The 26,771-nt window shown below is 66.2% G+C and carries 20 protein-coding genes and 1 riboswitch; of the genes, 9 read left to right on the top strand and 11 right to left on the bottom strand.

The genetic code is table 11. The annotated features are described in order from the left end of the window. Window positions 1-14: 14 nt before the first annotated feature. Window positions 15-1,262: a TIGR03862 family flavoprotein gene (locus JFY56_RS16790; protein ID WP_208315078.1), complete on the bottom strand. Its 1,248-nt coding sequence runs from the start codon at window positions 1,260-1,262 to the stop codon at window positions 15-17. 279 nt (window positions 1,263-1,541) lie between these two features. Between JFY56_RS16790 and JFY56_RS16785 the strand changes: the two genes are divergently transcribed. Beyond that, window positions 1,542-2,042 carry a hypothetical protein gene (locus tag JFY56_RS16785; RefSeq protein WP_208315077.1) on the top strand — a complete coding sequence of 167 codons (501 nt, stop codon included), beginning with the start codon at window positions 1,542-1,544 and terminating at the stop codon, window positions 2,040-2,042. Here the strand turns inward: JFY56_RS16785 and JFY56_RS16780 are convergent. From JFY56_RS16780 to JFY56_RS16770, 3 genes are all read right to left on the bottom strand, one after another. Continuing rightward, complete coding sequence (locus JFY56_RS16780; protein WP_208315074.1) at window positions 2,027-2,959, bottom strand: histone deacetylase family protein; 933 nt, start codon at window positions 2,957-2,959, stop codon at window positions 2,027-2,029. The two genes, JFY56_RS16785 and JFY56_RS16780, sit on opposite strands and share 16 nt — an antisense overlap. A 190-nt stretch (window positions 2,960-3,149) precedes the next feature. After that, on the bottom strand, window positions 3,150-4,775 hold the full coding sequence (locus JFY56_RS16775; protein WP_208315211.1) for an arylsulfatase: 1,626 nt from the start codon (window positions 4,773-4,775) through the stop codon (window positions 3,150-3,152). Window positions 4,776-4,926: 151 nt separating this feature from the next. After that, window positions 4,927-6,270, bottom strand: a complete 1,344-nt coding sequence (locus tag JFY56_RS16770; protein ID WP_208315073.1) for an alginate export family protein — start codon at window positions 6,268-6,270, stop codon at window positions 4,927-4,929. A 276-nt stretch (window positions 6,271-6,546) separates the two neighbouring features. Between JFY56_RS16770 and JFY56_RS24440 the strand changes: the two genes are divergently transcribed. From JFY56_RS24440 to JFY56_RS16745, 5 genes are read left to right on the top strand one after another with little or no spacing between them, the layout of a single operon-like run. Beyond that, a complete protein-coding gene (locus tag JFY56_RS24440) occupies window positions 6,547-7,092 on the top strand; it encodes a GntR family transcriptional regulator (RefSeq protein ID WP_236032767.1) in 546 nt (181 codons plus the stop codon). Between the two features lie 2 nt (window positions 7,093-7,094). Further along, entirely contained in the window at window positions 7,095-7,658 is a 564-nt protein-coding gene (locus JFY56_RS16760) for a GNAT family N-acetyltransferase (RefSeq protein ID WP_208315071.1), read from the top strand. Then, entirely contained in the window at window positions 7,648-9,228 is a 1,581-nt protein-coding gene (locus JFY56_RS16755) for a nitroreductase family protein (protein ID WP_208315069.1), read from the top strand. Before JFY56_RS16760 ends, JFY56_RS16755 begins: the two co-directional genes overlap by 11 nt. 27 nt (window positions 9,229-9,255) lie before the next feature. After that, a complete protein-coding gene (gene tesB, locus JFY56_RS16750) occupies window positions 9,256-10,125 on the top strand; it encodes an acyl-CoA thioesterase II (protein ID WP_208315067.1) in 870 nt (289 codons plus the stop codon). Beyond that, window positions 10,122-10,721, top strand: a complete 600-nt coding sequence (locus JFY56_RS16745; protein ID WP_208315065.1) for an HAD family hydrolase — start codon at window positions 10,122-10,124, stop codon at window positions 10,719-10,721. Before tesB ends, JFY56_RS16745 begins: the two co-directional genes overlap by 4 nt. A gap of 187 nt (window positions 10,722-10,908) precedes the next feature. Here JFY56_RS16745 and JFY56_RS16740 read toward each other — a convergent pair whose 3' ends face one another. The 4 genes from JFY56_RS16740 to JFY56_RS16725 all read right to left on the bottom strand — a co-directional run bounded on the left by JFY56_RS16740 (window position 10,909) and on the right by JFY56_RS16725 (window position 16,420). Then, a complete protein-coding gene (locus JFY56_RS16740) occupies window positions 10,909-12,780 on the bottom strand; it encodes a TonB-dependent receptor domain-containing protein (RefSeq protein ID WP_208315063.1) in 1,872 nt (623 codons plus the stop codon). Between the two features lie 98 nt (window positions 12,781-12,878). Continuing rightward, a riboswitch (cobalamin riboswitch) is annotated at window positions 12,879-13,070 on the bottom strand. A 205-nt stretch (window positions 13,071-13,275) separates the two neighbouring features. Then, window positions 13,276-15,180 (bottom strand): 1-deoxy-D-xylulose-5-phosphate synthase, encoded by a 1,905-nt coding sequence (dxs, locus tag JFY56_RS16735; protein WP_208315062.1) that lies wholly within the window; start codon window positions 15,178-15,180, stop codon window positions 13,276-13,278. 110 nt (window positions 15,181-15,290) lie between these two features. Continuing rightward, window positions 15,291-16,178, bottom strand: coding sequence for a (2E,6E)-farnesyl diphosphate synthase (gene ispA, locus JFY56_RS16730; RefSeq protein WP_208315060.1), 888 nt, complete (start codon window positions 16,176-16,178; stop codon window positions 15,291-15,293). Further along, window positions 16,175-16,420: an exodeoxyribonuclease VII small subunit gene (locus tag JFY56_RS16725; RefSeq protein ID WP_208315058.1), complete on the bottom strand. Its 246-nt coding sequence runs from the start codon at window positions 16,418-16,420 to the stop codon at window positions 16,175-16,177. The genes ispA and JFY56_RS16725 overlap by 4 nt, the downstream gene beginning before the upstream one ends. Window positions 16,421-16,642: 222 nt before the next feature. Between JFY56_RS16725 and JFY56_RS16720 the strand changes: the two genes are divergently transcribed. Continuing rightward, window positions 16,643-18,250, top strand: coding sequence for a hypothetical protein (locus JFY56_RS16720; protein WP_208315056.1), 1,608 nt, complete (start codon window positions 16,643-16,645; stop codon window positions 18,248-18,250). 27 nt (window positions 18,251-18,277) lie between these two features. Here JFY56_RS16720 and prpR read toward each other — a convergent pair whose 3' ends face one another. Then, complete coding sequence (prpR, locus tag JFY56_RS16715; RefSeq protein WP_208315054.1) at window positions 18,278-20,230, bottom strand: propionate catabolism operon regulatory protein PrpR; 1,953 nt, start codon at window positions 20,228-20,230, stop codon at window positions 18,278-18,280. Window positions 20,231-20,430: 200 nt separating this feature from the next. Between prpR and JFY56_RS16710 the strand changes: the two genes are divergently transcribed. Next, window positions 20,431-21,168, top strand: coding sequence for a histidine phosphatase family protein (locus JFY56_RS16710; protein ID WP_208315052.1), 738 nt, complete (start codon window positions 20,431-20,433; stop codon window positions 21,166-21,168). Window positions 21,169-21,189: 21 nt separating this feature from the next. Continuing rightward, window positions 21,190-22,356, top strand: a complete 1,167-nt coding sequence (locus JFY56_RS16705) for an acyl-CoA dehydrogenase family protein (RefSeq protein ID WP_208315050.1) — start codon at window positions 21,190-21,192, stop codon at window positions 22,354-22,356. A 396-nt stretch (window positions 22,357-22,752) separates the two neighbouring features. Here the strand turns inward: JFY56_RS16705 and JFY56_RS16700 are convergent, their stop codons facing one another. Together JFY56_RS16700 and JFY56_RS16695 are read right to left on the bottom strand one after the other, a co-directional pair. Further along, window positions 22,753-24,741 carry a diguanylate cyclase domain-containing protein gene (locus tag JFY56_RS16700; RefSeq protein WP_208315048.1) on the bottom strand — a complete coding sequence of 663 codons (1,989 nt, stop codon included), beginning with the start codon at window positions 24,739-24,741 and terminating at the stop codon, window positions 22,753-22,755. A 54-nt stretch (window positions 24,742-24,795) separates the two neighbouring features. Next, the gene (locus JFY56_RS16695; RefSeq protein ID WP_208315046.1) at window positions 24,796-26,724 is read right to left on the bottom strand and encodes a putative bifunctional diguanylate cyclase/phosphodiesterase; all 1,929 of its coding nucleotides are present in this window, start codon (window positions 26,722-26,724) and stop codon (window positions 24,796-24,798) included. Window positions 26,725-26,771 lie beyond the last annotated feature (47 nt).

Raw genomic sequence — 26,771 nt, 5'->3', positions numbered from 1 at the left:
GTAAGAACGAAAGCTTAGTCAGCGGGCCGCTGTTCGAGCCAGGCCAGGGCGCCGAGCCCGGCCGCGCGGCCGCTGGCGAAGCAGGCGGTGAGCAGGTAGCCGCCGGTGGGCGCTTCCCAGTCGAGCATTTCTCCCGCGCAGAACACCCCCGGCAACGCCTTCAGCATCAGCCGTTCATCCATGGCTGCGAAGGTCACGCCGCCGGCGCTGCTGATCGCTTCGTCCAGCGGGCGCGGGCGGATCACGGTGAGGGGCAGGGACTTGATCGCCGCAGCCAGCCGGGCCGGATCGTTGTAGGTGTCTGCTGTGGACAACTCGCGCAGCAGGCCGGCGCGCACGCCATCCAGGCCGAGGCGGCTGCGCAGATGATTGGCCATCGATTTCGAGCCGCGCGGTTGCGCCAGGGCCCTGGCGATCTGCTCCTGGCTGCGGTTGGGCAGCAGGTCGAGATGGGTCGTCGCCGAGCCCGTGGCGTTGATCCGCTCGCGCACGGCAGAGGAAAGCGCATAGATCAGGCTGCCCTCGACGCCGCCGGCGGTGATGACGAACTCGCCCTGGCGCGCGGGCTCGTCGTCCAGGCGGATGGCGACCGGTTTCACCGGCGCGCCGGCGAACTTGTCGCGGAAGAACTCGCTCCAGCCGGCGACCTCGAAGCCGCAGTTGGCCGGTTGCAGCGCGGCGACTTCGACACCGCGCTCCTGCAGCAGCGGCACCCAGGCGCCATCGGAGCCCAGCCGCTGCCAGCTGCCGCCGCCGAGGGCGAGCACCACCACATCGGCCTGGACCGTCAGCGCGCCCTCGGGCGTGGTGATCCGAAGGCTGCCGTCGGCATTCCAGCCCTGCCAGCGATGGCGGGTGTGGATAACCACGCCGCTCTCGCGCAGGCGCTTGAGCCAGGCGCGCAGCAGCGGCGCGGCCTTCATGTCCGTGGGGAAGACCCGCCCGGAGCTGCCGACGAAGGTCTCGATGCCCAGCCCATGAATCCACTCGCGCAGCGCCTGGCTGTCGAAGTCTTCGAGCAGGGCGGCGATCTCGCGGCTGCGCGAGCCGTAGCGGGCGATGAAGGGTTCGCGCGGTTCCGAGTGGGTGATGTTCATCCCGCCGACGCCGGCCAGGAGGAACTTGCGGCCCACCGAGGGCATGCCGTCGTACAGGTCCACGCGCACCCCGGCGGCGCCGAGCACCTCGGCGGCCATCAGGCCGGCGGGGCCGCCGCCGATGATCACGGCGGAGCGGGAGGCGAGGGTGCTGTTGTCGGTCATCTGGATCGGTACGGGCTGGAAGCGGGGCGCGCATTCTAGCGTAGCCCCCAGCGTCAGGGGCTGATCAATTTGTCGTCAGCCATTGCCACGCCAGCACTAGCGGGCGCTTGCCAGGGTTTTGCGCGGCTTATCCACAGACGGCTCCACAGAAAACGTGGAAAAGTTGTCCTTTCGAGCAGGATTAGGAATTTCAGAAGCGAGTTTCGGGGGTTTCCGACATTACTTCGCCGGACGCAGATTTCAGTATCGGCCTTCGAAAAAACTCTTGGTTCGAAGCTGATGAAAGTTCGAGATTACCTGCGTTCCCACGAAGCCCTGTTGCTGCTGGAGGGACATGACACCCGCGTTCGCGTCGACGGCCTGGATATCGTTATCCGGCGCATGCCGCAGATCGAGATTCGCAAGCTGCTCAACGAGGCGACTGCGCTCATGCTGGATCGTCTGGAGAGGAATCTGCACTCATCCAGGCTGGCTTTCGAGCAACGGCCGCTGGAGGAGCTGTCGCTGCGCATCGCCCTGCACAACCTCTATCTGTACATGATGTGGGACGGCGTCGCCCCGAAATACCGCGGTGCCCTGCATCCGCTCGAACCGGCCGATCTGCTCAAATGCCACGTGGCGGAGCAGGTGATGCTGTTCTGCAGAAAGACCTATGGCGCCGGCTACCGCGGGCGCGCCGCCGCCCTGCTGGGTTATTCGGAGCGCGAGTTCTCCCGCTGGGAGGCGCAGCGGCCGCAGTTGCGCATGTGCACCGACAACGCCCGCTACCGCGTGGCCTGAGCCATCCCCAGGCGATCCCATACCCGCCGGGCGCTGTGGTGGAGGATGCCATGGCGCCGCGCCAGCGCATGGCGGTCCCTGTCGTAGCCGCCGCCGATCACGCCGATCACGGGGATGTCCCGCGCCAGGCACTTGTGGATAACCCGCTCGTCGCGCGCCGCCAGGCCGGCGTCGGTGAGCTGTAGATAACCCAGCGCATCGTCCTTGTGCACATCCACGCCGGCGTCGTAGAGCACGATGTCCGGCTGGTACAGCGGCAGCAGGTAGTCGAGCGCATCGTCCACCACCCGCAGATAATCCGCGTCGCCCATGTGCAGCGGCAGGGGAATGTCCCAGTCGCTGCGGGCCTTGCGCGCCGGGAAGTTCTTCTCGCAGTGCAGCGAGACGGTGACGGCGTCCGGCACGTGCTCGAGGATGCGCGCGGTGCCGTCGCCCTGGTGCACGTCGCAGTCGAAGATCAGCACGCGCCCGGCCTTGCCGCTTTCCAGCAGGTAGAGGGCGATCACCGCCAGGTCGTTGAAGATGCAGAAGCCCGAGGCGTGATCGTGGTGTGCGTGGTGGGTGCCGCCGGCGAGATGGCAGGCCAGGCCGTGCTGCAGCGCCAGTTCCGCGCCGAGCAGCGAACCGCCCACCGCGCGCACGGTGCGCAGCGCCAGCGCTTCGCTCCACGGCAGGCCGAGGCGGCGCAGTTCCTCGCGGGTCATCTCGCCGCCGCAGTAGCGCTCGATATAGCCACGGTCATGGGCCAGGGCGAGGATATCCACAGGGCACGGTTCGGGGCGCAGCAACTGCTCGTCGCTGGTCAGGCCGCTGTCGATCAGGTGATCGCGCAGCAGGCGGAATTTCTCCATCGGGAAGCGATGGCCTTCCGGGAACGGCGGGCTGTAGTCGTCGTGATAGATCAAGGGAACGGGCATGCTGTGGCTGCGTTGGTCAGGGCCGAAGCGGCACCTGTCCAATGGTCACCGGCCAGACGGCGGCAAGGGGATGAACAGGTATCCTGGACGACGAAGCATGGCAAGTTCCACAGCAGTTACAAGCTCGAGTTGCACGAGCAGCGTGCTCCGGCGTGGCAGCCACCACGCCGGAGCACGGCGATCCGCTGGATTACCTGAAGCACTTCCCGTACAGGCACGTCTGGAAGCCGTACTTGATGTTCACCGGCGTGGTCAGCACCTGGTTGCGTGCGGCGTAGGTATCCCAGTCGCTGGCCAGTTCGGCGACCTTTTGCGGATTCTCGGCGGAAATGTCCCGCGCTTCGGTGGGGTCCCTGGCGATGTCGTAGAGCTGCCACCGGCCGGTTCCATACGGCGGTTTGAGCGAGATCATCTTCCAGTCGCCCTTGCGCACCGCACGGCGCCCCAGCAGCTCCCAGCCGATCACACGCTCGGGCTGCGCCTGGCCGGCGAGGGCCGGAAGCATGGAGCGGCCCTGCATGGGGTATACCTCACGCCCCTGGAAGCGGGTGCCGGGGTGCTGGACGTGGGCCAGTTCCAGGAAGGTCGGCATTACATCCATCACGCTGAAGACTTCCCTGTTGATGCTGCCCTGTCCCTGCATCGACGGAATATTGAGGATGGCTGGCGCGACGATCCCGCCCTGGCTGGTGAAGCCCTTGTAATACAGCCACGGGGTGGCGCTCACCTGGGCCCATTGCGCCCCATAGTCGATGAACGATCCCTTGCGCCCCATGTTCTGCAGGCTGTTGTCGAAGGTGCTTTCGATCCACTGTCGGCTGCCGGGGAGGTCGAGAGGCGAGTTGCCGTCGGCGCCGTTGTCGGACATGAACAGGATGACGGTGTTATCGAGTTTCCCGGTGGACTTCAGGTGATCGAGCAGACGCCCGATGTGGTGATCCATGTTGTCGATCATGGCTGCGTACACTTCCATGCTGCGTGCCTGCTCCATGCGCTGCTGCTCGGTGAGCTCGCTCCAGCCTGGCAGTGCGTTGCGCATCGGCGTGTTCGGCCGGGTGCCGGGAGCGATGATCCCGAGTTTCTCCATGCGCGCCAGACGCTGCTGCCGGACCTTCTCATAGCCCCCCGCATAGCGGCCTTCGTATTTCCTGATCCATTCGTCCGGCGCCTGGAGCGGCCAATGCGGCGCCGTATAGGCCAGGTAGGCGAAGAACGGCTTGCCGTCCTGCCTGTCGGCATCGAGGTATTCGATGAGCTTGTCGGTATAGAACTCCGTGGAAAAGAAACCCTTGGGCACGTCCACGAGTTTCCCGTCGTCGCGATAAAGCGCCTTGGGATCGACGTTGCGATCGGGAATCTGATCGTCATAGTGGCTGGCGGCGCCCTGCAGCAGGACGTAGGAGCGCTCGAAGCCCCGGGCTCCCGGCGTCTGGTCGTCGGCCCGGCCGAGATGCCATTTGCCCGTGGTGTAGGTGTGGTAACCGGCCGCCTTGAGGACTTCCGCGATGTTGGCGGTCCGCTGGTTGAGATATCCCTCGTAGCCGGGTTTCCCCTTCTGTTCGGGCTGCAACAGTTCGGCCATGTTGCCGAGGCCCGCCTGGTGATTGTCGGTGCCGGTCAGCAGCATCGAGCGCGCCGGGGAGCAAGTGGGCGCCGTATGAAACCCGGTCAGCCGCACACCGTTCCTGGCCAGCGCATCGAGGTTCGGGGTTTCGATTTCACCACCGAAACTGCCGATATCGCTGTAGCCCATGTCATCGGCAACGATGATCAGGAGGTTGGGCCGGTCATCAGCCAGTGCAGAGCAACTGGCCATGTAGAGCGTGCACAGCGCAGCAGCAAGTTTTCCAAGTTTCACAGGGATACCTCTTTGTTGTTGTGGCTCGGTGGTTCTGGTTTTCCTGAATCCCTCCGGAGTGGGGATCACGCTTTCCGTCGAATCCTTCATGTTTGTCTTCTTCATGGCCTCAGAATCTGAAAGACGTACGCAGGCTCACGAAGCTCGAATCCTTGCCATCCACTTCTCGGATGACCTGGCCGGCATCCAGGAATTCGTAGTCGAGGTCCAGGGTGAGATTGGCGGTGGGTATCCAGCGGACATTGAAGCGATAGGCAGTGCCGATTTCCTTGCCGGAAGCGTTCGCGGTGCCCTGAACCGGCTGCATACCCGGCGTGTACACGGCATCCTCGGTGCTTTCCCGCCATAGCCTGAAAATGCCGGGCTCGATACGAAGCCTGGGGTGCGGGACGAAGCTCACGATGGGGCCGACGGCAATCAGGTTGGCCGGGGTGGTCAGGTTGGCCTCGCCGTAGATGCCATTGCGCGGGAACATGGGGTCGAAGGTTCCGGCCGTTCCATCCCGGCTGTCCTTGTCGCCGCTGGTGGCATCCATATGCAGGGCCACGCGCAGCTTCCACGGATTCGCGAAGGTGTAGCCAGTTTCGCCCAGCACGCCCCAGGCCTCGATGTCCTGGCGACCGAATTGGCCTTGCTGGTGGATCAGGTCCCAACTCCAGTCGAAGCCGTTGCTGGCACCGAAGGCTCGCGCGCCTAGGGTGTAGCGATCATCGTCGCCGACCGTACCGAGCAGCTTGCGATCCTTCTGTTCCAGGGCCATCGCGTAGAGATCGAGCCCTGTTAGAGCGGACAGCTGCATCGTTCCGTAGAGGCCGTACAGCTTTCTTTTATTGTCGGAACTGTCATCGAAGTTGTCGCCGTCATAACGAATGAGGCGAGTGTAGAAACCGTCGATTCGATAACTTCCAGGCTGGTTGAACGATACTCTGAGTCCATCGAATGCCTGGCGAATGTTCGGGCTTTCAGCATATGAAACCAGTGTCGGTGCGCCATATGCCATTTCCTGCCTCCCCAGTCTCGCGCCAAGTGTTCCAGAACCGAGTTTGCTATTGCTTTCAATGAAGAGCTGATGAATATCGTTTCGCCCTTCATCGCGGGGAGATTGAATATCCTGTCCCCAACTTCGTGTGTTTTCCAGTTGTCCGAATACGCGCAGAAGATCATCGAACAAGTGCAGGTCGCCGTGGACCTGGAGACGCTGTTGCATGTAGGTGTCATCGGCCACGCTGGTCTTGCCGTAGAAGGGATTCTTCACCGCATAGCCACTATAGCGAGCCTCTCCGCCCAGCTGCAGCCAGGCGTCCTCGCCCAGGCGCCGATAGCGAACAGAGTCGAAGGCATCTGTGCGCTTGTCCTGATCGTCGAGAAATCGGTAATCCTCGAGCCAGCGCGGAAGAGGTGGCCGGAGAGGGCGGTTTTGCTCCAGGGGATTGTTTTCTGCTTCGGCGAACATGGGATTACAACCGAGCAGAAGAATTGGAAAAAGCAGGGGATTAGCACGCATCAAATCACGACCCTTTATTGTTCTTGTTGTAATGCCAAGGCTTTTGCCGCACTCCATTGGCGCGACAGGTTCTGCGCAACAACTGAAGGCGCATACACAGTAGAAATATTTATTTATCAGGTTCGAACGGAAGTTATTGAGTTTGCGCCATCTGGAAATACAGCCACGACACTATCCGGCGCACATCCTTGATGTCTCTAATCGCTTCGACTCCAGACGTCGACCATGAACTCCTGCGAAGGCTCCAGCGCCGGTTGCATCGATGGTGATGTGCCGTCCGGCGCCGGACCGATGGAGGCCGTATCGGCTAGTTCGCGGAATGTCAGTACCCCGGGCTTGCTGATGATTGTTGGGCGATTGGGGAAGGAAATCGATGGCAGGCATGGAAGGAAACTCCTTCGAAGCAGCGACTGTTGTTGTCGATACGGCGTCGTTGATCAAATGTTCGAACATTCGAATATTTATGTCAATGACGTTTTGCCGCTGTATCATCGGGAAACCTTTCCATCGCTTCCCCAAGGTCACGACCCGGCCATGAAGCCCCGGCAAAACAGCCTCGACGACGACATGCTGAGTGCGCCCGCGCCGCGCCATGTCGACCTCGCCAATATCCTGATGCAGGACATCCGCGATGGCTGCCCGGCAGTCGGAGAGCTGCTGCCTACCGAAGCCGAGCTCTGCGCACAATGGGGCTTGAGCCGCTACACGGTGCATCCGGCGAGCTATTTCAGCTATTCGATGATCTTTCAGCTGGCGCAGAGCGCCGTATAGCGATGAGAACGCTGACGACTCCGCGCCTGCTGCTGCGCCCCTGGCGCGACGAGGACCTGCCGGCGTTCGCCGCGCTGAATGCCGATCCCGAGGTGATGCGCCATTTCCCCGAATGCATGAGCCGCGAGGACAGCGACGCGCTGGCGCTGCGCATCCGCGTGCATTGCGCCGAGCATGGCTTCGGCCAGTGGGTAGTCGAACGGCGCGGGGATGGAGTCTTCCTCGGTGTGGTCGGGCTGCAGCGGGTCGGCTTCGAGGCGGCGTTCACCCCGGCGGTGGAGATCGGCTGGCGCCTGATGCAGGCCCATTGGCGCCAGGGCTATGCGCTGGAGGCGGCGCGGGCGGCGCTGCGTTTCGCCTTCGAGGAACTGGCGCTGGCAGAGGTCGTGGCCTTCACCGTACCGGCCAATCTGCCGTCGCAGGGCCTGATGCGGCGACTCGGAATGCGCCGCGACGAGCAGGGCGACTTCGAGCATCCGCGCCTGCCCGTCGGCCATCCGCTGCGCCCGCATGTGCTCTATCGTCTGACTCGTGCACAGTGGCAGGAGCTTGCCGATGACGCCTGAAGACGCGGTACGTGCCTACCACCGGCTGAGCATGCACAGCCCGCAACAGTTCGCCCCCGGCCCCGGACGGCTGGATTGGGCGACCCAGCCGGCGCCGTTCCGCCGCTACGACGGGGCGCGGTTGATCGAGCTGCTGCATCGCCCGCAGGAGGAATCGCCGCCGTACGACAGCGTGTTTGCCGGTCCGCTGGGCGAGCCGGCGCCGCTCGATCTGGCCGGCGTGTCGCAACTGCTCTACGACAGCCTGGCGCTGTCGGCCTGGAAGGAGGCGGGCGGCAACCGCTGGGCGCTGCGGGTCAATCCGTCCAGCGGCAACCTGCATCCGACCGAGGCCTATCTGCTGCTGCCCGCCGGGGCTGTGGACACGTCCGCCGTGCTGGCGCACTACACGGCGGAGGCGCATGCGCTGGAGGTGCGCGCCGAACTGCCGGCGGCGCTGGCCGATGAGTTGCCTGGCGGCGGCCTGCTGCTGGCGCTGTCCAGCATTCCCTGGCGCGAGGCGTGGAAGTACGGCGAGCGCGCCTATCGCTACTGCCACCACGATCTCGGCCATGCGCTGGCCTGCCTGTCCATCGCCGCCAGCGTGCTGGGCTGGGAAGTGCGTCTGCTGCGCGGGATTGGCGAGATGCGGCTGGATGCGCTGTTCGGCCTGGATCGCGACGGCTTCCATGAGCGCGAGGCGGTGGATGCGCTGCTCTGGATCGGTCCTCCGCAGGACGTGGAGCCCGTGCTGCCGGAACGCCTGTTGGCCGGACTGCAGGCACTGGAACTGAGCGGCCGGCCGAATCGCCTGTCGCGCCAGTACCGCGACTGGCCCGAGCTGGAGCGGGTGCATGGCCTGTGCCGTGCTCCGGCCTTACCGCCACGGCCATGGCAGGCAGCGCTCGCGCAATCGACTGTGGATAACCCGGGGCTGCCGTTGCGCCCCATCCTGCACCGGCGGCGCAGCGCGCAGGCGCTGGATGGTCGCGGCGGCATCCAGGCGGAACTGCTGCTGGCCTGGCTGCGCCGATTGCTGCCGGCCAACTCGCCAGTGCCTTTCGTCTGTACCGGCGAGCCGGCGCGGGTCGATCTGCTGCTGTTCGTCCACCGCGTGCAGGGGCTCGATCCCGGTCTGTACTGGCTGGCGCGTAGCGGGCGGCCGGCGGCGGGGCTGCGCGAGGATTTCCTCTGGCAGAAGGTCGACGACGAGCTGCCGCTGTACCGTCTGCTGCAGGGCGATGCGCGCGGGCTGTCGGCCTTCCTCTCCTGCGGGCAGGACATCGCCAGCGACGGCTGCGTGGCCTTCGCCATGCTCGCCGACCTCGATGCGGCGCTGGCCGAGGGCGCCTGGTGCTATCCGCGGCTGTACTGGGAGTGCGGGCAGATCGGCCAACTGCTCTATCTGGAAGCCGAAGCGGCGGGGCTTTCCGGCACCGGTATCGGCTGCTTCTTCGACCCGGCGGTGCACGAATTGCTGGGTCTCGATGGCGACTCACTGGTCAGCCTTTATCATTTCACCATCGGCCGCGCGGTGTGGGACACTCGTCTGACCAGTCTGCCCGCATACCCCGAACCCCGGCGCGACTAGGCCCCATCCGATCAGTAAGGAGTGTTCATGACCCAGATTCTCGACGACCTGGTGGCGCTGCTGAAACTGGAGCAGATCGAGGAGAACCTGTTCCGCGGCGTGAGCCAGGACCTCGGTTTCCGTCAGCTCTACGGCGGCCAGGTGATCGGCCAGGCGCTGTCGGCGGCCAGCCAGACGCTGGAGGAAACCCGCCACGTCCATTCCATGCATGGCTACTTCCTGCGTCCCGGCGATGCCAGCAAGCCGGTGGTCTACCACGTCGACCGCGTGCGCGACGGCGGCAGCTTCAGCACCCGGCGGGTCACGGCGATCCAGAAGGGCAAGCCGATCTTCTTCCTCAGCGCGTCGTTCCAGTACGACGAGGAAGGTTTCGAGCATCAGGGGCAGATGCCCGACGTGGTCGGCCCGGAGAACCTGCCGACCGAAGTGGAGCTGACCCGCAAGCACGCCGACCTGATTCCCGAGCGCATTCGCGACAAGCTGCTGTGCCCGAAACCCATCGAGATCCGCCCGGTCAGCCACGTCGATCCCTACGATCCGCAGCCCATGGAGCCGGTGAAGTACTACTGGTTCCGCGCCAACGGCAAGCTGCCGGACACCCCGGCGCTGCACAAGTACCTGCTGGCCTACGCCTCGGACTTCGACTTCATCACCACGTCGATGATGCCCCACGGCGTGTCGGTGCGGCAGGAAACCATGCAGGTGGCGAGCATCGACCACTCCATCTGGTTCCACCGCGACCTGCGTGCGGACGAGTGGCTGCTGTACGCCATGGACAGCCCGTGGTCCGGCAACGGCCGTGGTTTCGCCCGCGGCAGCATCTACAACCGCGAAGGCCAACTGGTGGCGTCCACCGCCCAGGAAGGCCTGATCCGCCAGCGCAAGGACCGGGCATGAGGCTCGGCGACATCCGCCACTGGGTGTTCGACATGGACGGCACCCTGACCCTGGCCGTGCACGACTTCCCGGCGATCAAGCGCGCGCTGGGCATTCCGCAGGAAGACGACATCCTCGGCCACCTGGCGGCGCTGCCGGAGGACGAGGCGGCGGCCAAGCATGCCTGGCTGCTGGAGCACGAGCGTGAGCTGGCGCTGATCTCCACCGCCGCGCCCGGTGCCGTGGAACTGGTGCGGGCGCTGCACGAGTCGGGCTGCCGGCTCGGCATCCTCACCCGCAACGCCCATGAGCTGGCGCTGCTGACCCTGCAGACCATCGGCCTGGGCGAATGCTTCGTCAGCGAGGACATATTCGGCCGCGGTGAGGCGAGGCCGAAGCCGAGCGGCGACGGCCTGCTGCGCCTGTCCGGGCAATGGCGGGTCGAGCCGGCGCGGATGGTGATGGTCGGCGACTACCGCTTCGACCTCGAATGCGGCCGCGCTGCGGGGGCACGTACGGCGCTGGTCAACCTGCCGGAAAACCCCTGGCCGGAGATCACCGACTGGCACGCGCGCGATTGCGCGGAGCTGGGGCGGATGGCGGGGGTGTTGGGGTAATCTTGGCGGGTTGCACCCGCCCTACGTGGTGGGATTGCGCCGCGTAGGGTGGATCACGCTCCACCGATCCACCATGGCCGCGCATGCGGCCCCGGGATGGAGTCGTAGGGCGGGTGAAACCCGCCGCAATGGCGCGCCAGCCCTGGCGGGTTGCACCCGCCCTACACAACGTTGCGATACCCATCGATCAGAGCTCAGGCGTCCAGGTCACCGCGAACATCGCCGTGCGGCCTGCGGTGTTGTAGCCGAAGCGGCCGTTCGGAGTGCTGTAGGTGGCTTCCTCGTAATCCTTGTCAAACAGGTTGTCGAGCTTCAGTTGCAGCGCCAGTTCCCTGGTGGCGCGCCATTCGCCGCGCAGGCCGAACAGGCCGTAGCCGCCCATCTCCACGGTGTTGTTGGCGTCGTCGTAGCGGCTGCTGACCGCGCGCCAGCCGGCGCCCACCGAGAAGTCGCCGAAGGCGCGGTCCAGGTCCAGGGACAGCGTGCGCTTGGCGCGGCGGGGCAGGGTGTGGCCGCTGTCGCGGTCGCGCGGGTCGGTGATGCCGAGGGCGAGGCTGCCCTGCCAGCCGAACAGTTCCTGGCGCACTGCCGCCTCGAAGCCATTCACCCGTGCGGTCTGGATGTTCTGCGGGATGAAGTTCTGGTCGAGAACGATGGCGTCGTCGAGGTCGGTGCGGTACAGCGACATTTCCAGCGAGCCCTTCTCGGCGTAGCGGCTGCGCCACTGCACTTCGTAGCTCTTCGACTTCTCCGGCTGCAGGTTCGGATTGGCGCTGGCGAAGCAGGCGCCGCCGAAGCAGAAGTCCGGGAAGTACAGGTCGTTGAAGGTCGGCGCGCGGAAGCCTTCGCTGTAGGAGAAGACCAGGTCGTTGGCGGCGTTCAGCGGCAGCGTCAGGGCGGCGTTCCAGGTGTTCTCGCTGCCGAACTGCTCGTTCTTGTCGTGGCGCAGGCCGAGTTCGGTGGAGAAGGCGTCGCCGCTATAGCGGTGCTGGATGAAGGCGGCCTGGTTCCAGCGCGAGTCCTCGACGAAATCGGTGGTGCCGTGCACGCGGTCCTCGTACCAGTCGGCGCCGACCAGCAGCTTGTGGCTGTCGTTCAGGCTCAGGGTGTTCACCCAGCTCGCCGAGTCTCGGTAGGTGTTGAACTGGGTTGGGTCGGTCAGGCCGAGGTCGTCGGTGGTGTCGCGCTTGTCCTCGGCGTGGCCGATGTCCAGGCGGCTGCTCCAGCTGTCGTTGAGCTTGCCGTCGAGGTAGCCGGAGAAGCTGCTGAGCTGGAAGTCCACGGTCGGCAGCGAGCCGAAGAACGGATCGTCGAACTCGATCTGGCCGCGCTGGTCGAGGGCGCTGAAGCCGGCTTCCAGGCTGTCGTTGAAGCGGTGCGACAGGTTCATGCTCAGCGAGCGGTTGCGGTAGGCGTCGTCGTCGCCATTGGCGCCGAAGCTGTCGCGGGTGACGTCGAAGCCATCGGTTTCGTTCAGCGCCGCGCCGAGGTTGAAGCGGGTCTGCTGGTCGCCGCCGGAGAGGCCGACATTGCGCTCGAAGGTGCTGTCGCTGCCGGCGCCGAGGCGCACGTAGGGCTTGAGCCCGTCGCCTTCGCCCTTGCGGGTGAAGATCTGGATCACCCCGCCGATGGCGTCCGAGCCATACAGCGCCGAACGCGCGCCGCGCACCACTTCGATCCGCTCGATCTGCTGCGGGTCGAGGAATTCCAGGCTGGTGGTGCCGCTGGAGGCGGAGGCGATGCGCTGGCCGTCGACCAGCACCAGGGTCTGCGCGCTGCTGGTGCCGCGCATCAGCACGCTGGTCAGGCTGCCGGCGCCGCCGGTGCGGCTGACGGTCACGCCGGGCACGCGTTCGAGCAGCTCGCCGACGCTGCGGACCTGCAGGCGGTCGATGTCCTGGCGGGTGAAGACGGTGGTGGCGGCGGTGGCCTTGGGCAGCGGTTCGGCGTAGCGGCCGGAGGTGACTACCAGCGGGGCGAGGTCGAGCACGTCGTTGCCGGCCGCGCATGCGACGCCGGGCAGAAGGCCCACGGCCAGTGCTATTCGGGAGAGTTTCATTGGATGGTTCCTCAAAAGTCGTCTTTCGAGGAGGGCGTAGGCAAGGGCGGGCAGAGACAGGGGGAGCCGCGCTTGACGGTGATGCCCTCCGCAACACCTGTCGGATCGCGTCGAGGGCGGTCTCCGGGCTGCCGACGTCACATCGCCGCCTTCCCACGTAAAGCAGTGGCCTTGGCGATGCTGCGGCACTGGATGCCGCGTCGGTTACCGTTGCGGGGGCAGCGCAGGTCTTTCACCTGCTTCCCGTTACCTCGAACGAAAACGGGCGCACCTTAAGGGGGGCGCCCGTGGATGGCAATATCAATAAGGGGTTACGTGGATCGGCGGCGGTTTCTGCTCATGGCTTCTTGTGATGGGTATCGCTTCGCTCAACGCCATCCTGCGTGGCAGGCGATCACCGGTGCGTAGGGTGGATCCCGCTCCATCGATCCACCATGGCCGCGCATGCGGCCCCGCAATGGTGGATGGAAGAGCGCCATCCACCCTACGCTCGGATCAGCCCTTCAGCAGCGCCAGTCGTTCGCTGACCGACTTCTCGATCCCGGCCGCATCAAGCCCGCACTCCGCCAGCATCTGCGCCGGCTTGGCATGCTCGACGTAGTAGTCCGGCAGGCCGAGATGGAGGACCGGTTGCAGCAGGTTCTCGCGGGCGAGGAATTCGCTGACCGCGGCGCCGGCGCCGCCCATCACTGAGTTTTCCTCGATGGTCACCAGCAGGTCGTGGCTGGCGGCCAGTTGGCGCACCAGTTCCTCGTCCAGTGGTTTGACGAAGCGCATGTCGGCCACCGTCGCGTCGAACTTCTCGGCGACCTGCAGGGCATCGGCCAGTTGCACGCCGAACACCAGGAAGGCCACCTTGCCGGCCGCGCCTTGGCGGCGAATCACGCCCTTGCCGATTTCCACCGGGGTCAGTTCCGGCTCGATCGGGGTGTTCGGGCCGGTGCCGCGCGGGTAGCGCACCGCCGCCGGGCCCTGGAAGTGGTAGCCGGTGGTCAGCAGCTTGCGCAGTTCGTTCTCGTCGCTGGGGGTCATCACCAGCATGCCGGGGATGCAGCGCAGGTAGGAGAGGTCGAAGCTGCCGGCGTGGGTCGGGCCGTCCTCGCCGACCAGGCCAGCGCGGTCGATGGCGAACAGCACGTCGAGGTTCTGTACCGCGACGTCATGAATCAACTGGTCGTAGCCGCGCTGGAGGAAGGTCGAGTAGATCGCCACCACCGGCTTGGCGCCGTCGCAGGCCATGCCGGCGGCGAGGGTCACGGCGTGCTGCTCGGCGATCGCCACGTCGAAGTAGCGGCCCGGGTAGCGTTCGCTGAAGGCAACGAGATCCGAACCTTCCTTCATCGCCGGGGTGATGCCGACCAGACGCTGGTCCTGGGCGGCCATGTCGCACAGCCAGCGGCCGAACACGCTGGAGTACTTCGGCCCGCCCTTCTTCGGCGCGGAGTGCGCCGGGGCGCCTTCCGGCTCCAGCTTGGTGATGGCGTGGTAGCCGATCGGATCGGCCTCGGCCGGGGCGAAGCCCTTGCCCTTCTTGGTCACCACGTGCAGGAACTGCGGGCCCTTGAGGTCGCGCATGTTGCGCAGGGTGGCGATCAGGGTCGGCAGGTCGTGGCCGTCGATGGGGCCGATGTAGTTCCAGCCGAGCTCCTCGAACAGGGTTCCGGGGACCAGCATGCCCTTGGCGTATTCCTCGGTGCGGCGGGCGATTTCCCAGGCGCCGGGCAGGCGCGACAGCACTTTCTTGCTGCCTTCGCGCATGCTGCTGTAGGTGCGGCTGGAGAGGATCTTCGCCAGGTAGTTGGACAGGCCGCCGACGTTGCGCGAGATCGACATGTCGTTGTCGTTGAGGATCACCAGCATGTCGGCCTGCACGTCGGAGGCGTGGTTCAGCGCCTCGAAGGCCATGCCGGCGGTCAGCGCGCCGTCGCCGATCACCGCCACCGACTTGCGGCTGGAGCCCTGCATCCGCGCGGCGATGGCCATGCCGAGGGCGGCGCTGATGGAGGTGCTGGAGTGCCCGACGCCGAAGGTGTCGTACTCGCTCTCGGAGCGACGCGGGAAGGCGGCCAGGCCGTCCTTCTGGCGCAGGGTGGACATGCGCTCGCGGCGACCGGTGAGGATCTTGTGCGGGTAGGCCTGGTGGCCGACGTCCCACACCAGACGGTCGTCCGGGGTGTCGAAGACGTAGTGCAGGGCGATGGTCAGTTCGATCACGCCGAGGCCGGCGCCGAAGTGCCCGCCGGTCTGGCCGACGCTATAGAGCAGGTATTGGCGCAGTTCGTCAGCGAGGGTGATGAGCTCCGCCTCGCCGAGACGGCGCAGCTCGACCGGCGTATCGGCGCGGTCGAGCACGGGGGTGGCGGGGCGCACCCGGGGAATCTCGTGGAACGTCGTGGGCATCAGGCTGATCGTTATTAGGTCATTCAAAGATGCGGGAGTTTACCCGAAGCGCCGGATTGGCCCAAGCAAGCCCGCCAATCGGCTGATCCGCGACAATCCGCGGATCGGGTTCAGCTGCGCCGTTCGACGATGTAGCGGGCCAGTTCGCGCAGCGGTTCGGCGCGTTCGTCGAAGCCTTCCAGCGCTGCCAGCGCCTGGTCGCGCAGGGCCAGGGCGTAGGCCTTGGCGGCGTCTAGGCCGAGCAGGGCGGGGTAGGTGGGCTTGTCGTGGGCCTGGTCCTTGCCCTGGGTCTTGCCGAGGGTGGCGGTGTCGCTTTCCACGTCGAGGATGTCGTCCTGCACCTGGAAGGCCAGGCCGATGGCCTGTGCATAACGGCCGAGGGCGTCGAGGCTGGCGGCGCTGGCGTGGCCGCTGGCGAGGGCGCCGAGGCGCACGCTGGCTTCGATCAGCGCGCCGGTCTTGTGCCGGTGCATGGTTTCCAGCGCGGCCTGGTCGATCCTGCGGCCGACGGCTTCGAGATCGATGGCCTGGCCGCCGACCATGCCGGCGGAACCGGCCGCGCGGGCCAGTTCCAGGGTCATCTGCAGGCGGGTTTCGGCGTCCTGCGGGTTGCGTTCGGCATCCGCCAGCACTTCGAAGGCCAGCGCCTGCAGGCCGTCGCCGGCGAGGATCGCGCAGGCTTCGTCGAAGGCGATATGGGTGGTCGGCTGGCCGCGGCGCAGGTCGTCGTCGTCCATCGCCGGCAGGTCGTCGTGCACCAGCGAGTAGGCGTGGATCAGTTCCACCGCGCAGGCCGCGCCATCGGCACGGGCCGGGTCGCCGCCGAGGGCTTCGCAGGCCGCGTAGGCCAGCAGCGGGCGCACGCGCTTGCCGCCGTTGACCACGCTGTAGCGCATGGCCTGGTAGAGGCGGGCGAGTTCCTGGCGGGGCGGGGTGAAGAGTTTTTCCAGCGCGGCATCGACGCGCGCCTGGCTGCGCGCCTGGTAGGTCGGAATCATGCCTCGTCGCCTTCCGGGGCGAAGGGCGCTTCGCTGAGTTCGCCGTCGCGTTCGAGGAGGATCTGCACCTTCTGCTCGGCCTGGCTCAGCGCCGTCTGGCACTCGCGGGTCAGGCGGATGCCCTGCTCGAAGGCGCCGAGGGAGTCTTCCAGCGACAGTTCGCCGCTTTCCAGGCGTTCCACCAGGGTTTGCAGTTCGGCGAGGGACTGTTCGAAATCGAGGGAAGCTTTCTTGCGGGCCATGGGGACTTCTCGGCGGGCAGTTCGGAACCCGGCGACACTAGCAGAGACGCGGCTTGCGGGCAAATTCGGGCGACTGCCAGCGGTGCCGTCGCGGTGGGGTTTCCGGCCGGGAGACGAGTGCAAAATCGTCCGAAGCGACAATTGAATTGCGCCGGCAAACGGACAGAATCCTCCTCTGGCACCCGACTTTTAACGATAAGAACCGATAGCGGAGACCCATCCATGAAGACCTTTGCCCTGGCCTCGCTCGCCATCGCCCTGGCCGCCGCCAGCAGCGCGAACGCCCAGGACCTGCCGAATCGCAACACCTGGCTGACCGACAGCGTCTACCCGATTTCCCACGACAACCCCGCTGCCACCGACTCGGTCGCCCACGCCGGTCCGACCAAGGGCCGCAAGCTGGGTGCGGCGGATGTGAAGTCGGTACCCACCGTGTTCACCTCCAACCCGACGGTGAAGAAGGAAGGCGACCAGACCATCGTCATCGCCGCCGGCATCGATGGCATCCGCAAGATCAACGCCACCGGCGAGCGCTACGACCTGGTCTCCGTGCTGCCGTATCCGGGGCTGGAGGCGTACAACGCCAAGGCCTCGCCGGAAGCGATCCAGGCCCTGCTGGAGGAAACCGATGCGGCCCGCCGCGCCGGTGACGACGGCAAGCTGCTCGCCCTGTCGAAGAAGGTCGAGGCCCTCGGTTTCGAGCGCCGCTTCGTGCCGAACGGCGTGTACAACATGATCGACAAGGACGGCAACCACTACGCGGCGTTCGGCGGCCTGCAGATCCTCAAGAGCACCGACGACAACGATCCGCAGAAGCCGCTGCGGGTGGTCAAGTCGCAGAACTTCGCCAGCGCCCTGCCTGCCGAACTGCAGAAGTCGGCCATCGTCGGCATGGGCATGACCTACGACGGGCACATCGCCGCGGCCGCCCACGGCGCGCTGATGCTTGTCGACCGCGACCTCAATCTGATGGGCACCCTGCTGTTCCCCGGCGAGGCGGTGGAGAACAGCATCTGCATCGACGAGAAGGGCGGCATCTACGTCGTCACCTCCAAGCGCATGCTGAAGGTCGTCTGGACCGGCACCAAGCTGTCCTACGACGAGGCCGACGGCGGCTGGGAGACCGAGTACAACACCATGAGCCCGGAACAGGCGGCGAGCATGGGCGCGCTGACCCGCTCCGGCGGCTCCGGCACCACGCCGACCCTGATGGGCTTCGGCAACGACCCGGACAAGCTGGTGGTGATCTCCGACGGCGATTCGAAGGGCGCCAACCTGGTGGCCTTCTGGCGCGACGAGATTCCCGCAGGCTTCAAGCAGAAGCCCGGCACCAAGTCCGCGCGTATCGCCGACCAGATCCCGCTGGAAATCTCCAAGGCCACGGTCGAACCGTCGCCGGCGGTGCTCGGCTACGGCGTGGCGCTGCTCAACAACACCTATGAGAAAGCCGCCGCGGACATCTGGGGCAACGCCATGACCGCCGGCGTCACCCGCCCGGCGCCGAAGGGCGTGGTGAAATTCGACTGGGATACCTCCAGCAAGTCGTTCAAGAAGTCCTGGGTCAACACCGAGGTGGACAACACCGACGTGATGGTCCCGGTGATTTCCGCCAAGAGCGACATGATCTACCTCGCCAGCAAGCAGAACGGCGACTACGAGTACGTCGGCCTGGACTGGAAGACCGGCAAGCAGAAGGCCAGCTGGCAGTTCCCGGACGACAGCCGCAAGTGGAACGCCTGGGGCGGCATCACCGCGCTGCTGGAAGACGGCGACCTGCTGATCGGCGGCCTGTTCGCCACCAAGCGGGTGAACGTCGGCGGCGACCAGTAACGGTCGCCCGGGCGGAGGCGGCCGGGCTCAGTTGCCCCGCGCCGCCTTCAGCCGCCGCCACAGCGTGGAGCGGCTGACCCCGAGGCGCCGCGCCGCTTCCTCCAGGTCGCCGGCGCAGGCCTCCAGCACCTGGCGGGCATGGGCGGCCTCGGCGGCCTTGCCCAACTGGCGCAGGTCATGCACCGGCGCCGGCTGCGGGGCGGCATTCGCTGCCGCGGCAAACAACTCCGGGAACAGCGCGCGCAATTCCGCGACGGAACCCGCCTGGGCCAGTTCGCGGGCGGACAGCGCGGCGCGTTCGAGGATGTTCTCCAGTTCGCGGATATTCCCCGGCCAGCGATGCTCCAGCAGATGCGGCAGCAGGCGTCCCAGCAGTTCCTCGTCGTCCCTCGGCGTGCCGTGCAGGGCGGGGATGCGGCGCAGGATGGCGCGGGCGAGGATGCCGATATCGCCGTGCCGTTCGCGCAGCGGCGGCACCGCCAGGCGCAGGATGTTCAGGCGGTAGTAGAGGTCCTCGCGGAAACGCCCGTCGGCGATGCGCGCGACCAGATCGCAGTGGGTGGCGGCGATCACCCGGATATCCACCGGCGTCGGCTCGGAAGCGCCCAGGCGCAGCACCTCGCGCTCCTGCAGCACGCGCAGCAGGCGGGTCTGCAGCGATACCGGCATGTCGCCGATCTCGTCGAGGAACAGCGTGCCGGTGTGCGCGGCTTCGATCAGGCCGGTCTTGCCGCCCTTGCGCGAGCCGGTGAAGGCGCCTTCCTCGTAGCCGAACAGCTCGCTCTCCAGCAACGACTCGGGAAACGCGGCGCAGTTGATCGCCACGAACGGCCCCGGCTGGCGCGGGCTGGCGTTGTGCAGGCTCTGCGCGATCAGCTCCTTGCCGGTGCCGCTCTCGCCGGTGATCAGCACCGTCGAGTCGGTGTGCGCATAGCGTTCGGCCAGGCGCAGTACCTCGCGCAGCGCCGGGGACTCGCCGACGATCTGTTCGAAGCGATAGCGCGCGGTGAACTGCCGGGGCCGCGCCTGGCTGCGGATGCGCCGGTCGGCGCGCTGGATTTCGTTGATTTCCTGGCAGGTGACGACCATGCCGTCCGGCTCGCCATTGTCGAACATCGGCGTGACGGTGGCGGCCAGGGTTCGGGCGCCGGCCTTGAGCAGGCGGTTTTCCTCGCCGCTGCCGGTTCCCAGCAGGTCTTCCACGCCCGGCAGGACTTCGCCGATCGGCCGGCCGCGCGCCTGTTCCGGGGAGATGTCGATGAGTTCTGCCATGCGCGGGTTGAGCGATTGCACCAGGCCGCTGCCGTCCACCGCGATGACGCCGTCGCTGAGGTGGCGCAGCACGGCATTCAGGCGCTGCTGCTGGACGTCGGCCTGGGTACGGCTGCGGTAGATCGCCAGCGCATCGTCCAGGGTGCGGCGGATCGCATCCGCGCCAAGCCCGGAAACGCCGCGCGCGCCGGCTTCCTCGGCCAGTTCGATGGCGGTCGAGGAACCGACGATCACCCCGCAGCCTTCCTCCACCAGCCGGCGGACCTGACGGCGCGCCTCTTCCAGGTTGGTATAGGCGGCCTGGCGGATATCCACGGTGAACAGCGAGGCCATGCGCGCCAGTTCCGGGTGCGGTTGCTGGAAGCTGATCACGCCGACGCGGGTGGCGTGGCTGCGCGCCAGGTCCAGGGCGCGGATCAGGTCGTATTCGCCCATGTGGATCGGCAGCACGGTGGTGTCCAGGTGCTGGCGCAGGTAGTTGGCGGTGGCAGCGGTGCAGATGAAGGCATCGACGGCCTGGCTTTCCTCCAGCCGGCGGGCCAGTTCCAGCGCGCCGCCCAGCGGCGTATCGATGACCTCGATGCGGGCGCGGTTGGCGTAGTCCGGGATGACCTGCTGGACGATCCGCGCCACCCGGCTCATGCCCAGCGGCTGGCGCTGGTGGGTGAGCAGGGCGATCAGGCGTGGCAGGGAGGGCTGGGCGTTCATGTGTCGTTTCAACCTTGATCGGATATTTCCAATATTGAGATGAAAATACCGGATGTGAAACGGGTGGTCCGGGATATTTGCCGGGAAATTTTTCAACTACCTGTTTTACAAGGGAAAACTAAATTCGCCGGATGGTCTGTTCAACTGGCATCGCTCTTGCTCTCTTGTCGACACAGTCGAAATTGCGAGACCGATCCAGCATGAACCACACCGGGCCGGAAAGCCGGAATGAAAACGCCGCCGTGCGACGGCGCCGCTGCTACCTGGTACGCCACGGCCATGTCGATTACTTCGATGCCGACGGGCGTCCCTTCGACCCGCGCCAGGTGCCGCTGTCGCCCAGAGGGGTGGAGCAGGCGGGCGCGCTGGGCCAGGTGCTGGGCGACAGTGCCTTCGACCGCGCGATCTGCTCCGTCTACCCGCGTACGCGCCAGACCCTGGAGCTGGTGCTGGGCGAGCGCGCCATGCCGATCGAGGAGTGGGCCGCGCTGAAGGAAATCCGCGCCGGGCGCCTGCGCGAGATTCCCGCCGAATGCTATCGGCACGAAGTCTCCGGCGCCTATCGCCGTGCCGCCGAGCCGGGCGCTGCGTTCCTGCGCGGCGAACCCTGGGTCGATTTCCAGCAGCGGGTGCTCGGCGCCTTCTTCGAGCTGCTCGCCGATCCGCAGTGGAACAGCGCGCTGCTGGTCACCCACGACGCGGTCAACCGCGTGCTGCTGGCCTGGGCCAGCGGCGCCGGGCTGGCCGGCATCGCCGCCTACGAACAGGACAACGCCTGCCTCAACGTGCTGGACGTCGATACCCAGGGCGGGCAGGTGCAGGGGGCGATCATCCGCACCCTCAACTTCACCCCGTACGACCCGCACAAATCCGCCATTCGCCACACCGTCATGGAAAACCTGCACCGGTCCATGGACCCGTCGGCCGTGACGCCCTGATCCAACCCAAAGGTAACCGCCATGAATTTCACCATGCCTGAAGAACTGCTTGCCCTGCAGGCCAAGGTCCGCCGCTTCATCGCCGAGGAAATCGTTCCGATGGAGCGCGACCCGCGGCAGACCTCCCACGGTCCGAATGCCGAACTGCGCCAGGAGCTGGTCGAGAAGGCCCGCGCCCACGGCCTGCTGACCCCGCACGCGTCGCGCGAGATGGGCGGGCTCGGCCTGTCGCACATGGCCAAGGCGGTGGTCTTCGAGGAGGCCGGCTACTCGACCCTCGGTCCGACCGCGATGAACATCCACGCGCCCGACGAAGGCAACATCCACCTGATGGAAGTGGTCGCCACCCCGGCGCAGAAGGAACGCTGGCTGCGCCCGCTGGTGCAGGGCCACATCCGCTCCTGCTTCGCCATGACCGAGCCGGACGGCGCCGGCTCCGACCCGTCGCTGATGACCACCACCGCCGTGCGTGACGGCGACGACTACGTCATCAACGGCACCAAGTGGCTGATCACCGGCCTCGACGGCGCCAGCTTCGCCATCATCATGGCGCGCATGGAAGACGGCAGCGCCACCATGTTCCTCACCGATACCGACCGTCCGGGCTTCATCGTCGAACGCATGATGGATTCCCTCGACACCTGCTTCACCGGCGGCCACGGCGTGCTGCGCCTGGAGAACCTGCGGGTGCCGGCCAGCGACGTGCTCGGCGAGCTCGGCAAGGGCTTCCGCTACGCCCAGATACGCCTGGCACCGGCGCGCCTGACCCACTGCATGCGCTGGCTCGGCCAGGCCCGCCGCGCCCACGACGTCGCCTGCGACTACGCACGCAAGCGCGAGGCATTCGGCAAGCGCCTGGGCGAGCACCAGGGCGTCGGCTTCATGCTGGCCGACAACGAGATGGACATGCACATCACCCGCCTGACCATCCGCGATTGCGCGTGGGTGCTGGACCAGGGCAGCAGGGGCAACACCGAGTCGAGCATGGCCAAGGTGATCAGCTCGGAAGCCATCTGGCGCGTGATCGACCGCAGCGTACAGGTCCTCGGCGGCCAGGGCGTGACCGCCGAAACCATCGTCGAGCGCATCTTCCGCGACGCCCGCGCCTTCCGCATCTACGACGGCCCGAGCGAAGTGCACCGCATGAGCCTGGCGAAGAAGATCTTCGGCCGCGTGGCAAGCGAGTAACGCCGGGGACGTGGTACGTAGGATGGGTATCGCAAGCTCAACCCATCCTACATATGCGCCGTACCGAAGCGTAGGAGCGGGCCATGCCCGCGAATCGCGCGCATGGCGCGCTCCTACGAAGAGGCTCTCGCGTTGCCGACGCCCTCACCCCAACCCTCTCCCAGGGGGAGAGGGGGTACATTGGCGTGGAGTGACGCGCCGTGCCAGCCGGCGACTCCGGACAGTCCCCTCTCCCTTTGGGAGAGGGTTAGGGTGAGGGGAATAAGACAGTCGTCCCTACGAGGGGAACCGTAGGGTGAAAACCGCGAAGCGGATGGTCGCCCCCGCGTTTTCACCGAAGCGGCATGTCGAAACAGAAGGTGGACAAGCTTCGCGTTGTCCACCCTACGCACTCGCTCAGCCCGCCGATGCCCCCGTGGCAGTTGCCGGTGCGGCGTCCTCGTCGTACAGGCAGCAGCAGTTGCGCCGGCGCTTGGCCATGTACATGGCGCTGTCCGCGGCCTTGACCAGCGCCTCGGCGGCCGTGGCATGCCGCGGGTGGAGCGCCACGCCGATGCTCGGCGAGATGAAGTCGATGCAGATCCCGTCGAACTGGTACGGCGCGCAGAGGGCCCGGCGCAGGCGTTCGCCGAGGGCCATTGCGCTTTGCTCGTCGGACTGCTGCAGGATCACGGTGAACTCGTCGCCGCCCAGGCGGAAGCACTTGTCCGGTCCCCGCAGGTTGCTGCGCAGGCGTTCGGCCACGGTGCGCAGCAACTGGTCGCCGAGGTCGTGGCCATGGCGGTCGTTGGCATCCTTGAAGTGGTCGAGATCGAGGAACAGCAGTGCGGTGGTCTCTGCGCTCGTCGCCGCACCGGCCAACTGCTGTTCGAGGTTTTCGTCGAACGCCTTGCGATTGCCGAGCCCGGTCAGCGGATCGCGGTAGGCCAGGTCGAGTAGCTGGTTCTGGTAGACCACCTGGTCGCTGATGTCGCGCAGGAAGCCGCGAATGCCGATGACGGCCCCGGAAGAATCCTGCGCGGCGGAACAGCTCGCCTCCAGCCAGCGCAGGGCGCCGTCGCGGCCCTTCACGCGGAGCCTGAAGTTCTCCAGCGGTTTCACGCGCAGGCGTTGCAGCACCTCGTCGATAGCCAGCTGATCCTTCACCTGGGTCAGCAGCTCGTTGTACGGGCGGCCGACCAATTGCTCCTGGGTAAAGCCGGTGAGACGCTGGAGCGCGCGGTTGACGTGGACGATCCGGCCTTCGGTGTCGATCTCGAAATAGCTTTCCTTGATCGAGTCGAGCACCGCCTGGCCGCGCAGTTCGCTGCGCGACAGCTGTTCGAGCATTCGGTTCAGGCCGCGGGTCATCTGGCTGATCTCGTCGTCGCCGGTGATGCTCAGGATCGGCCGGACATCGTGGGGGTCGATGCTGGCGACCTCGCGGTTGAGGCGCCGGACGCGCAGCAGCACCCAGCGCTCCAGGCCGATATAGACGAGCAGCAGGGAGAACAGCGCCGCCACCGAGGCAAGGCCGACGAAGAGCCAGATGGCCCGCTTGCCGTTCTCGTAGAACTCCCGCGGCTGGACGATGCGGATGAGCAGCTCGGGTTCGTGCCGGTGGTTGCTGAACTGCAGGTCCACATGCTGCTGCTGTGCCGTGGCATGGGGCGGACCGATCTTGATATCGACACTGTGCAGGAATTCCCGGCTGGAGATGGGCAGCCAGTGCTGCGCGGCATCGGTCTGCACCGGCAGGAACTGCAGGTCTCCGGAAATCAGGTGGCGCAGCAGATTCAGGCGCTGGGTGCCGAGGAAGCGCCCGGCGACCATCACGCCCACCGGCGTCGCCGTTCCATTGTCATTGCTGATCGGGCTGCTGAGCAGCACCGTCGGCACGCCTTCGATGAGCACCATCTGCGCCGTGGCGCCGCTGGAGTCACGACGCCCAACGACAAGGCCGATCTTCCGGATGTGCTCCAGGACGCCCCGCTGCAGGTCTTCCATGGTCGGCTGCCGGGGGCCCGGAAGCAGGTTGTCCAGGTCCGGGGGCACCCACTGCGTAGCATGCGCGCGGCCCTGGTTGTCGAAGATGAGTTCGAAATGGAAGTCCTGGTTGCGCACCGTGTCGATGTCCAGGAATTCGTACCGGCTGCGCGGGTCCGACTGGTACTGGATGTCCATGTAGAGCCGGTTCGACCAGGCCGACGCGCGCAGGACGTTCTGGCTGCGGGTGATCATGTTGTCCAGTTGCACGGCGATGCTGTTGGCTTCGCCCCGCAGTTGCTGGCGGTCGTTCGCATCGAAGCGGGTGAGCAGGATCGCCTGCGACATGGCGCCGATCACCAGCAGCGTCAGCAGCAGGAGGGGGAGGGCCAGGCAGAACAGGCGCTTGCGCAAGTTCATGGGGCGGGTCTCGGGGAGTGGAATGAGCTGTCTGGTTTTCGTCCTTCCGGGTGTTCATTTTGTCCCTGAGCAGGCCGACAGCCGTCGGGGCGCCATATCGACGGGAGCCTCAGTCCATTTCTCCGGCGGTTGCGGCCGGCCGAGGAAGTAGCCCTGGCCGAGATCGCAGCCGAGCGCGCGCAGCGTGTCGCGATGCGCGGCCTGCTCGATGCCTTCCGCCAGCACGGTGATGCCCATGCTGTGGCCGAGGGTGATGATCGAGCGGGCGATGGCCATGTCGGCGCTGTCGTGCGGCAGGCCACGGACGAAACTCTGGTCGAGCTTCAGCTTGTGCACCGGGAAATGCTTGAGACGGGTCAGCGACGACTGTCCGGTGCCGAAATCGTCGATGGACAGTTGTACGCCCAGGGCGCGCAAGCGAACCATCATGTCCTGTGCTGCGACTGGATCGTGCATCACGGTGCTCTCGGTGATTTCCAGTTCCACCCGGCGCGGGTCGACGGCGGTCCTGCCGAGGATCCGGGCGACCCGGATATCGAAGTCGTCTTCGCAGAATAGCCGCGAAGAGATATTGGTCGAGATGTAGCGCAGCCCCGGCCATGCCTGCAGCTGATTGCAGGCCTGTTCGAGCACCCACAGGTCGATGCTGGCGATCATGCCGCTCTGTTCCGCCAGCGGAATGAACTCGCCCGGCGGAACCAGCCCGCGTTTCGGATGCTGCCAGCGCACCAGGGCCTCGGCGCCGACCAGTTGCCCATCCTGCATGTCATGGATCGGTTGGTAGTGGACCCGGAACTCGTTGTTGGCGAGGGACTGGCGCAGCGAGCGGGCCAGCTCCAGCAGGCGGCTCGAGCGCTCGGTCAGCTCCTGGCTGTAGAAGGCATAGGTCGCGCGGCCCTTGCTCTTGGCGTTGAACAGCGCCGAGTCGGCGTTGCTCAGCAGGTTTTCGGCGGTGCGTGCATCGCCCGGATACAGGGTGATGCCGATGCTCGTGGACATGCTGTAGTCGTGGCCGTTGATATGGAAGGGCGCGGCCATCAGCTTGCGGATCTGTTCGGCAATCGCAATCGCCTGTTCGGCTTTCGGGCAATGTTCGCAGAGCAGGGCGAACTCATCTCCGCCCATGCGCGCCACGGTGATGTTTTCCGCGAAGGTATTGCGCAGGCGCTGGGCGACCTGCTGCAGCAACTGATCGCCGACGCTATGGCCGAGGCTGTCGTTGATGTGCTGGAAGTGGTCGAGGTCGAGCAGCATCACCGCGCCTGAGACCTGGTCCGTCCGCGAGCGGGCCAGGGCGTGGGTGATGCGGTCGATGAACAGCAGGCGGTTGGGCAGACCGCTCAGGGCGTCGTGGAGCGACTGGTGGAGCAGCTCGCTTTCGCTGCGCTTGATGGCGCTCAGGTCGGAAAATACGGCGACGTAGTGGCTGACCTCGCCCTGCCTGTCGTGTATCGCCCGGATGCACTGCCACTGCGCGTAGAGCGTCCCATCCTTGCGGCGATTCCAGATCTCGCCGCTCCAGTGCTGCTGCTCGGCAAGGCTGCACCACATGCTGCGGTAGAACTGCGCGTCGTGCCGGCCCGATTGCAGCAGGCGCGGTGTCTGGCCGAACATCTCGGCCTCGGTGTAGCCGGTGATACGGCTGACGGCCGGATTGATGTAGGTGATGCGCAGAAGCGGGTCCGTGACCAGGACGCCTTCCTGGGTGGACTCGAACACGATCGCCGCCTGGCTCAGCCGCTCCTGTCCCTTGAGCAGGGCGCGGTGCTGCCGACTCTGTTGCCGCTCGTGCAGGCGCAGCACCAGGTAGAGCAGCAGGCCGGTCAGGCCGACGAAGACCATGCCCTTGTACATCTCCGCCTGCACGACCTGCCAGGTGGTGTTTTCGCTACGCCCCAGCCAGAGGTCGCTGAGCAGTATCCACAGGCTGGCACAGAGCACATAGAGCGAGCTCAGGCGCCGGGCGTTGAGTAGGTTCGACATACGCAGTACCGCAACTTGGGTGTTTTTCGGGTGGGGTTCGAAGGTGG

The organism is Pseudomonas schmalbachii (assembly GCF_017589465.1).
GTDB lineage: Bacteria > Pseudomonadota > Gammaproteobacteria > Pseudomonadales > Pseudomonadaceae > Pseudomonas > Pseudomonas schmalbachii.
Note: the sequence above shows the minus strand (reverse complement) of the source record. Positions and strands in the feature narration are given on the sequence as shown.